The sequence below is a fragment of the Pandoraea terrae genome (assembly GCF_902459695.1).
GTDB lineage: Bacteria > Pseudomonadota > Gammaproteobacteria > Burkholderiales > Burkholderiaceae > Pandoraea > Pandoraea terrae.
This window is the reverse complement of the sequence record NZ_CABPRZ010000006.1, coordinates 273483-281304: the sequence shown is the minus strand read 5'-3', so window position 1 is coordinate 281304 and position 7822 is coordinate 273483. Positions and strand designations below refer to the sequence as shown.

The window sequence follows — 7822 nt, the reverse complement described above, 5'->3', positions numbered from 1 at the left end:
CGCGGCGCACCGCCTGCCGCACGGGGCCCGGCGCGCGTTGCGCAGGGCGGGGAGGCTGCCGGTAATGGCGCCGGCAATGGGGCTGGAAGCGATCCGGAGCCCGAGCCCGAGCCTGCCGCGCAGGACGCGCCTGAGGACAAGACATCCGCCCGGCGCGCGCCGCCCGCGAAGGTCGTTTTCCGTGAAGTCGACGGCGTGCCGCCGCTATTCACTGGCGAATGGCCCGCGCTCGCCGCGCAACTGCCGGCACGCGGACTGGCGCAGCAGTTGGCCTATCAGAGCGAACTGATCGAGGTGGCGGGGCGCACGCTGACGGTGCGGGTACCGCTGCGTCAGTTGGCCGATGCGGCGACGACCGACAAACTGCGGCAGGTGCTGATCGAACATTTCGGCGGCCCGGTCGATCTTCAGGTCGAACTGGGTGCCGTCGGCACGACGGCCGCCGCGATCGCCGCGGAACAGGCGGCGCAACGCCAGCGTGCCGCCGAGCAGGCGATTGCCGACGATCCCATGATGCGCACGCTGATCGAAGAATTCGGCGCGCAAATCCTGCCCGGGACCATCCGCCCGGTGCAATAATCCAACTGTTTACGCGATTGCTTTCGCTTTACCTCCAGGAGTCATGATGCTGAAAGGACAACTCGCTGGCCTGATGAAACAGGCGCAGCAAATGCAGGACAACATGAAGAAGATGCAGGAGCAGCTGGCCCAGATCGAAGTCGAGGGACAGTCTGGCGCCGGTCTCGTCAAGGTGACCATGACCTGCAAGAATGATGTTCGCCGCGTGTCGATCGACCCGAGCCTGCTTGCGGACGACAAGGACATGCTGGAAGACCTCGTTGCCGCCGCGTTCAACGATGCCGTGCGTAAAGCCGAAGCCACCGCGCAGGAAAAAATGGGTGGCATGACGTCCGGCCTGCCGCTGCCGCCGGGCTTCAAACTGCCGTTTTAACGCATGTCTCTCAAATCCGTTCGGGGGTTCACCGGACGCTACGCATTGCGCAGCGTCCGGCATGCGCCCTGGGGGCGAACATGACGCAACTCTCGAGCCTGCAGGAACTGGTCGAGGCACTGCGTGCGCTGCCAGGCGTCGGGCCGAAATCGGCCCAGCGCATCGCCTATCATCTGCTTCAGCGTGATAGAAGCGGTGCGGTGCGCCTTGGCGAGGCGCTCCTGCATGCGTCCGGGCAGATCAAGCATTGCGCGCGCTGCAACACCTTCACCGAGGTCGAGATTTGCGAAACCTGTCTCGATTCCGAGCGCGATCCCGCGCTGTTGTGCGTCGTCGAAACGCCCGCCGACCAGAACATGGTCGAGCAGACCATGACATTCAAGGGGCTGTATTTCGTGCTGATGGGCCGCCTGTCGCCGCTGGACGGCATCGGTCCGGGCGAGATTCACTTCGAGCAATTGATTCGCCGTGCCACTGACGGCGTGGTCGAGGAAGTCGTGCTCGCCACCAATTTCACGAATGAAGGCGAGGCCACCGCGCACTATCTCGGCCAGATGCTCAAGGCGCGCGGATTGCGCGTCAGCCGTCTGGCGAGAGGGGTGCCGGTCGGCGGCGAACTCGAATATGTGGATGCTGGCACCATCGCCCGCGCAGTCCTCGATCGTCATACGCTCTGAGCATCACACGCCTGCGGCCGCAGGGACTTCTGCGCGTAGGTAGTCGTACCGTCATCCAATCGGATTAGCTGTTTTCCGCTATATCTGCGCACATACCCCTCACCTAGACTGAATTGCCGACCCGGAGCCCGACGTGGCTCGTTGACAAACGCGGGCGGTATTGGGGCCGTTCACCTGACGTGCAGGCACACCGCGATCATTGCCGGCGCGACAGGATCTGCTTATGGCAGGGAGTTAAGGTATGGCTAACGATACCGGGCGCACCCTGATTTACGCTTCCCGAAAGCACGATGATGCGGTGCTCGCCTACATGAGCGCTCAAGGTTGGCATGTGACGCCAGCCAAGTCGGCCAGCGACGTGGGACGGGTCTTGACCCCGGGGCTCACCACGGCGGCGCTCATCGATCTCAGCAGCGGTTACAGCGACCGCGACATGAGTTCCTTCGAAACGTGCATGCAACCGGCCACGGTCGGTTGGGTTGCCGCGACCCTTCCGCAACAGCTCGCCAGCACGCCGGTGCGGCGCCTGATTCGCGACTATTGCTTCGATTACGTCAATATGCCGTGCTCGAACGATGCGCTTGCGCACTCGATCGGTCACGCGTGGGGCATGGCATCGCTGTCGGAAGCGCCGCTTGTCATTCCCCAGACAACGACCGGCGACCAGGAAATGGTTGGTACGTGCGAAGTCATGCAGCAACTGTTCCGCACGATTCGCAAAGTGGCCAATACCGACGCGCCGGTGTTCATTTCGGGCGAGTCGGGGACCGGCAAGGAGTTGACGGCGGTTGCCATCCATGAACGTTCGTTGCGGGCGAAGGGCCCGTTCGTCGCGATCAACTGCGGCGCGATTCCGCCGCACTTGATGCAATCGGAGCTGTTCGGCTATGAACGCGGCGCGTTTACCGGCGCCAATCAACGCAAGATCGGCCGCGTCGAAGCGGCCAATGGCGGTACGCTGTTCCTCGACGAAATCGGTGATTTGCCGATCGAGAGCCAGGCCGGCCTGCTGCGTTTCCTGCAGCAAGGCGCGATCGAGCGCCTCGGCGGCCACGAAGTGATTCCCGTGAACGTTCGCATCATCTCGGCGACGCACGTTGATCTCGAGGCGGCCGTGAAGGAAGGGCGTTTCCGTACTGACCTGTTCCACCGCCTGTGCGTGCTGCGGGTTGAGGAGCCGCCGCTGCGGGCGCGCGGGCAGGACATCGAGATTCTCGCGCACCATGTGCTGCAACGGTTCAAAGTCGACAACCATCGCAAGATCCGCGGCTTTACGCAGTGTGCGGTGCAGGCCATGTACGAATACCACTGGCCGGGCAACGTTCGCGAATTGATCAACCGCGTGCGGCGCGCCATCGTGATGGCCGACAGCCGCATGATCTCGGCGAAAGATCTGGACCTGTTGGCTTGGGCGCCGAAGCTGGTGCGCACGCTCGAAGAGATTCGCACCGAGGCTGAACGGCAGGCGATCGAGCAGGCGCTGCTGCGGCACTGCCATCGGTTGACGGATGTCGCGGCCGAGCTCGGCATTTCTCGTATTACGCTGTATCGGCTGATGTGCCGATATGGTTTGCGTGGTGAAGAATCGGGCGTGCCGGCCTGATGTCTCCTGGCGGAGTGAGGCGACCGTCCCGTGATAAGCGGGCCGGTCGTTTTTTTGCCTGCGCACGAGGCAATTTCGGCTGTCTGTTCCCCGATCGCTCCCCGGTACCCGATATTCCTTAGATTAACGAACTATCCACGTCTTTGGCGACGGCTGGCGTCGTCGTTGGCGACGGCCTGTTCGGGCACGGTGCGCAGTGCGTACGGCGTCGCGGCGGCCGGCATGCTGGCGTGCGTGGAAGCGTCATCGGCGGCCGCATCCGGTGCGGCATCAAAGTTGAAACATCCTCGCCGGCCGTGCCTGGAGCGGTCTTTCCGGCGAGCGTTGCACTTCCCGCCGAAATCGGCGCCGACCTCGCCACCGCCGACGCGCGATCCCTTGATATACGTGCTTTTGCCCCACGCGCGTGAAAAAGTCCGACAAATCAACGATGTTTGCGGGCGGGCCTGACGCAGCGCAGCGGCCACGATGTTGGGCATATCGAGGGGCGCGTATCAGGCATGAAACGTTTTTAGCTCCCGTGGGTGCCAGGGCTCGAGGTCGAGAATAAAAAACGCTTTGTTTTCAATGGTCTGAAGGCCGTGGCACGGAAGTCGCTTTATTGACTCCGCAAGGAGGACACGGCAATGCGACTTCTCACCTTTGACATGACCCACAGCGCGCGGCAACGCTTGAGCGCACTGTGCATGACGGCGCTGACGGCCGTGGGTGCTTTGTGCGCGGCCCCGGTGTTGGCGCAGGGCGCCGAGCCTCAACTGCGCGGCGCCGAGACCCAACTGGCAATGGTGTCCGATACGGGTGTGGTGGACAAGGCCGTTGCATCCGTGGTCGCTACGCAGGCGGCCGACGACGAAGCCGCGGCGGCGCAAGCCAAAGACGAGAGCTTCTCCGGCGCCGTAGCGACGAGCGTCGCGCGCATCGACGACAGCAGTCTCGGCAATGAACGCGGCCGCAATGCGCAAGGCATGACGTTGACGGTGCCCGGCATGGCAGCCAACGGCGTCACCCTGTGGGACGAACTTCCGTCCTCAGGCGTGCCGCTGCCGCGTCCGCAACAGTTGTCGAACGGCAGCAACGTGCAAGTCACGCGTGTGACTTACACGACGAGGTGAACGCCATGGGCCACGTGCCGAATTCACTGACGCGCGCAGGGCTGGCTGCAGTCCTGCTTGGGCTGGCCGTCCAGTCCGCGAGCGCAGATCCCGGCGATCTGGTCGTTGAGCGCCAAGTCGGCCCGCGTATCGCCTACCGCGGCTTGCCGGTCGATAGCTATCCGGTGACGGAGAGCGTGCACACCTTCCCGTCCCAGGCTTTCGGCGCATCAATGGATTCGCTGCAAAGCGTGACCGACAGCGAGTTGGCGTCGTATGCCGCCACAGGCGTGGGCGGTGTAGTGGACAACGCGTTGCAGCCCGCGATGGTGGGGCTGCTGGCAGGCAGCGGTGCCGCCGCCGGCACCCTGACGCCGGGCGGGACGCTTGGCGGCGCTTTTGGCGGCCTCGCCGGGGGCGTGGGCGGCACGATCACCGGCGCCCTTGGCGTGCTGTCGACGCTGCCTTCGATGCTGGGCACCGCGGGAGCCGGCAAATGAGCGCCCGTCACGTGGTCGGGTTGTCCGTCGCACTGGCGTGCGCCGGCATCCACGGCCTCCCGGCACAGGCGCAGTCGCTCGACGGCAACGCTGCGTATGCCGTCATCAATGGGGACGCGGCACGTAACGCTTCCGGGCGGATAGCGGTCAACGAAGCTGCGGGCAGCAGCAGTGCGCAGAGTAATCAAGCCGTCATCGCGACCAGTAGCGCCGTCTTTGGCGTGATCGGGTCCAGGCAGTCGGCGAGCATCGCCGGCGACGTCGCCACCGCAAGCAGCACGATCGGCGGCGCGGCATTTTCAGGTGTCACCGGACTGACGCAGGTCAATCAGTCCAGTGGCAGCGGAAATCTTCAACACAACGCCGCGGCGATTGTCGTCGGCGCGGTGAGTGGGGTGGAGGTCGTCTCGGATACGGCACTATCCGGCGCGATCTCCAAGGGTGGCCCGACTGGCCAAGGCAGCACCTCCGTGCAGATTCGGGAGGCATCCATTTCTCCGGACGCCTTTCGTAATGCATCGGGCATCGTGCAGGTCAACCAGTCGGCTGGGATAGGCAATGTAACCGCAAACGTTTTTGTGCTCCGTCCCCCGGCGGGCACATCTTTTTAAACTTGCGCTCTCGTCAAGGAGATGATCATGAAAAAGACATTTATCGCAGTTGCCGCAGTATTGGCCTTAACCGCCGGATCCGCGATGGCAGGCGGCGATGGCGATGAAGAACTCAGCGTCAGCAGCAACACGGAGATCAACAACGTCGCGAACGTCCGGACTTGTCTGTTCTTCTTCGGTTTCAACTGGGTTGACGGCGAAGCCAAGGCCAACATCGGCAATGAACAGCTGACCTTCAACAACACGCTCGAGCCGGGCAAGATGAAGCACCATCATAAGGATCATGGCGATGACCCGACTGCGACCGTAGGCGGTGGCGCATTGGCAAAGGCTTCGGGCAATATCGGCGTGAACGTGGCGGCCGGTGTCGGCAACAACCAGTCCAACGACGTCGCGTTGGCGGCAATTGACGCAGACAACGTCTTCGCCGCAGCGACTTCGGTATCGCATCAAAAGACCTTCGGAAATTCCGAAAAGCGCATGACCAATACCGCCACGCTTGACGGCGGCGCGCTGGCCGACGCCAAGGGGAATATCGGCGTGAACATCGCGGCCGGTGCCGGCAACAACCAGGAAAATGCGCTGGCTGCATCGATCAACAAGAGTGGCGTGTTGGCCATGGCGACGGGCACCAACGATCAAACCACGTCTGGCAACAAGGAAACGGGGGTGGTGGACATGGCAACGTTGGGCGGCGGCGCGTTGGCCGGCGCCGTGGGTAACATCGGCGTGAACTTGGCTGCGGGCGTTGGCAACAACCAACACAACAGCCTGGCAATCGCAGTAGGCGCCAAATTGTAAGACTCACTAAGCGCGAGCTCGGGCCGGTTGCAGACGCAGCCGGCCCGACCACCTCGCAGGGAGGCCGTGATGCTGAGACTCCGTAAGGGCTCTCTGTGTCGGCAGTTATTCGTCGGCATCTTGCTTGGCATGCCTTTGCTCGGGCATGCCCAATTGGCGTTTGACGCCAATGAAATGGTAGGTGTGCCAATCGTCAAGACGATCCATACGATGCGCGACTTGCGCTATCGCAACATCGTCAGGCAGCAATACGACTTCAGTTGCGGCTCCGCCGCGCTCGCGACCCTGCTCAAGTATGGCTACGGCATCGACATTCCCGAGCCCGAACTGATCAAGCAGATGATGACGTTCTCGACCCCCGAGATCGTGATCAAGAACGGCTTCTCGATGCTGGACATGAAGAAATTCGTGGAGACCCTTGGCTTTCGTGGCCGGGGATACCGGGTCGACATGGCTGCGCTGCACCAACTGCGCGTTCCGGTGATCGCGCTGATAGACATCAAAGGCTACCAGCATTTCGTCGTCATCAAGGCTGCCGCGGAAGGACGTGTGTTCGTTGCCGATCCCGCGCTTGGCAACCGCATCGTCGAAGAAGACGTTTTTGCCCAACAATGGAACGGGCTGGTGCTGGCTGTCGTCGGCAAACCGTTCAAGGAGGACTCCCCCCTTCTGCAAGGCAACGAATCCCTGGCCATGAAGTTGCGCGACCGCGCGCTTGCCACGGGAACGTCGCCGACGCCCATGGTCGATTTCGGCTTAATCAGGTCGGACTTGTTCTGAGAAGATCATGAATCGCTATGCAACGCTATTGGCTCTGAACCTGCTCGCAGGCGCCATGCCCGTGCTCGCGTCTGAAGTGCCGACATCCTGGCAGGCCGTCGACGACGACGTGCTCGCGCAGGCTACCGGAAAGTATCTCGATCAAAACATGATAGCGGGCTTCCAGCTCGTATTGCAGTCGCAATGGCAGACCCCGTCGGGCGCGAATCTTATTGCCTCCGGCGCCATCGACGTACAGAAGGCCGGCAATGGCTATCAAGTCGGCACCTCCGGCGCGACCGGCGTCACGCCGGCGCTCACGAACGTGTTGCCGTCGGCAAACAATATGGTCTCCAGCGCGTTGGCTACCATCAACGGTGTGGCGCAGATCACGCAGGTGGCCGGCAACGGCAACGCCGCGACCAACTTCGCAAGCATCGATTTCTCACCCGTAGCACATCTGGTGCCGACCGGCGGCACGGGAGGCGCAACGAGTTCGTCGACATCGCTGGGCGGCTCGACGGCACAGGTGGCGATCAATGCGGCTGGCGTAAACCTCAACCTTTCGACGCCGTTCGGCAATGTTTCCCAGTCGGTCGCAGGCGGCGCAGGCGGTGCGGCGAACCGCCTCATGCAGTTGGTGCAAGTGACGGGCAACAACCAACAAGTGCTCAACACGTTGAACCTGCATCTCCAAACCAGCCCGATTACCGCAGATGCGCTGCGTCAAATCGGCATCCAAAGCGCGCTGGCGAACATGCTGCCGGCGCGCAGGTAAATACAAAGCGGGGGATCGCCGTGCAGGGAGGCGGCGAATCCAGAAAAGAA

Annotated in this window: 11 protein-coding genes; 10 read left to right on the top strand and 1 reads right to left on the bottom strand. The window is 62.8% G+C overall.

Translation table 11 applies throughout. The features are described 5' to 3' along the window. The 4 genes from PTE30175_RS09750 to PTE30175_RS09735 form a co-directional block, all read left to right on the top strand. A partial coding sequence (locus PTE30175_RS09750; protein WP_275938952.1) for a DNA polymerase III subunit gamma/tau C-terminal domain-containing protein occupies positions 1-579 on the top strand: 579 nt, incomplete at its 5' end. Positions 580-625: 46 nt separating this feature from the next. After that, positions 626-952, top strand: a complete 327-nt coding sequence (locus tag PTE30175_RS09745; RefSeq protein ID WP_150696876.1) for a YbaB/EbfC family nucleoid-associated protein — start codon at positions 626-628, stop codon at positions 950-952. Between the two features lie 80 nt (positions 953-1032). Beyond that, positions 1033-1629, top strand: coding sequence for a recombination mediator RecR (gene recR / locus PTE30175_RS09740; RefSeq protein WP_150696854.1), 597 nt, complete (start codon positions 1033-1035; stop codon positions 1627-1629). 241 nt (positions 1630-1870) lie between these two features. Then, a complete protein-coding gene (locus PTE30175_RS09735; protein ID WP_150696853.1) occupies positions 1871-3232 on the top strand; it encodes a sigma-54 dependent transcriptional regulator in 1362 nt (453 codons plus the stop codon). Between the two features lie 131 nt (positions 3233-3363). Here PTE30175_RS09735 and PTE30175_RS09730 read toward each other — a convergent pair whose 3' ends face one another. Continuing rightward, complete coding sequence (locus PTE30175_RS09730; protein ID WP_150696852.1) at positions 3364-3699, bottom strand: hypothetical protein; 336 nt, start codon at positions 3697-3699, stop codon at positions 3364-3366. Between the two features lie 159 nt (positions 3700-3858). Between PTE30175_RS09730 and PTE30175_RS09725 the strand changes: the two genes are divergently transcribed. From PTE30175_RS09725 to PTE30175_RS09700, 6 genes are all read left to right on the top strand, one after another. Then, positions 3859-4344 (top strand): hypothetical protein, encoded by a 486-nt coding sequence (locus PTE30175_RS09725; protein WP_150696851.1) that lies wholly within the window; start codon positions 3859-3861, stop codon positions 4342-4344. 5 nt (positions 4345-4349) lie between these two features. After that, positions 4350-4823: a hypothetical protein gene (locus tag PTE30175_RS09720; protein WP_150696850.1), complete on the top strand. Its 474-nt coding sequence runs from the start codon at positions 4350-4352 to the stop codon at positions 4821-4823. Continuing rightward, positions 4820-5434: a hypothetical protein gene (locus tag PTE30175_RS09715; RefSeq protein WP_224788675.1), complete on the top strand. Its 615-nt coding sequence runs from the start codon at positions 4820-4822 to the stop codon at positions 5432-5434. Before PTE30175_RS09720 ends, PTE30175_RS09715 begins: the two co-directional genes overlap by 4 nt. Positions 5435-5461: 27 nt before the next feature. Beyond that, positions 5462-6235, top strand: a complete 774-nt coding sequence (locus PTE30175_RS09710) for a hypothetical protein (RefSeq protein WP_150696849.1) — start codon at positions 5462-5464, stop codon at positions 6233-6235. Between the two features lie 129 nt (positions 6236-6364). Next, the gene (locus PTE30175_RS09705) at positions 6365-7015 is read left to right on the top strand and encodes a C39 family peptidase (RefSeq protein ID WP_224788683.1); all 651 of its coding nucleotides are present in this window, start codon (positions 6365-6367) and stop codon (positions 7013-7015) included. Between the two features lie 7 nt (positions 7016-7022). After that, positions 7023-7772, top strand: a complete 750-nt coding sequence (locus tag PTE30175_RS09700) for a peptidase C39 (protein ID WP_150696847.1) — start codon at positions 7023-7025, stop codon at positions 7770-7772. Positions 7773-7822: the final 50 nt, after the last annotated feature.

Coding starts and splice junctions, on each gene's coding strand:
- PTE30175_RS09745 (WP_150696876.1), top strand. CDS start 626: ATGCTGAAAGGACAACTCGCTGGCCTGATGAAACAGGCGCAGCAAATG.
- recR (WP_150696854.1), top strand. CDS start 1,033: ATGACGCAACTCTCGAGCCTGCAGGAACTGGTCGAGGCACTGCGTGCG.
- PTE30175_RS09720 (WP_150696850.1), top strand. CDS start 4,350: ATGGGCCACGTGCCGAATTCACTGACGCGCGCAGGGCTGGCTGCAGTC.
- PTE30175_RS09725 (WP_150696851.1), top strand. CDS start 3,859: ATGCGACTTCTCACCTTTGACATGACCCACAGCGCGCGGCAACGCTTG.
- PTE30175_RS09705 (WP_224788683.1), top strand. CDS start 6,365: ATGCCTTTGCTCGGGCATGCCCAATTGGCGTTTGACGCCAATGAAATG.
- PTE30175_RS09715 (WP_224788675.1), top strand. CDS start 4,820: ATGAGCGCCCGTCACGTGGTCGGGTTGTCCGTCGCACTGGCGTGCGCC.
- PTE30175_RS09710 (WP_150696849.1), top strand. CDS start 5,462: ATGAAAAAGACATTTATCGCAGTTGCCGCAGTATTGGCCTTAACCGCC.
- PTE30175_RS09700 (WP_150696847.1), top strand. CDS start 7,023: ATGAATCGCTATGCAACGCTATTGGCTCTGAACCTGCTCGCAGGCGCC.
- PTE30175_RS09735 (WP_150696853.1), top strand. CDS start 1,871: ATGGCTAACGATACCGGGCGCACCCTGATTTACGCTTCCCGAAAGCAC.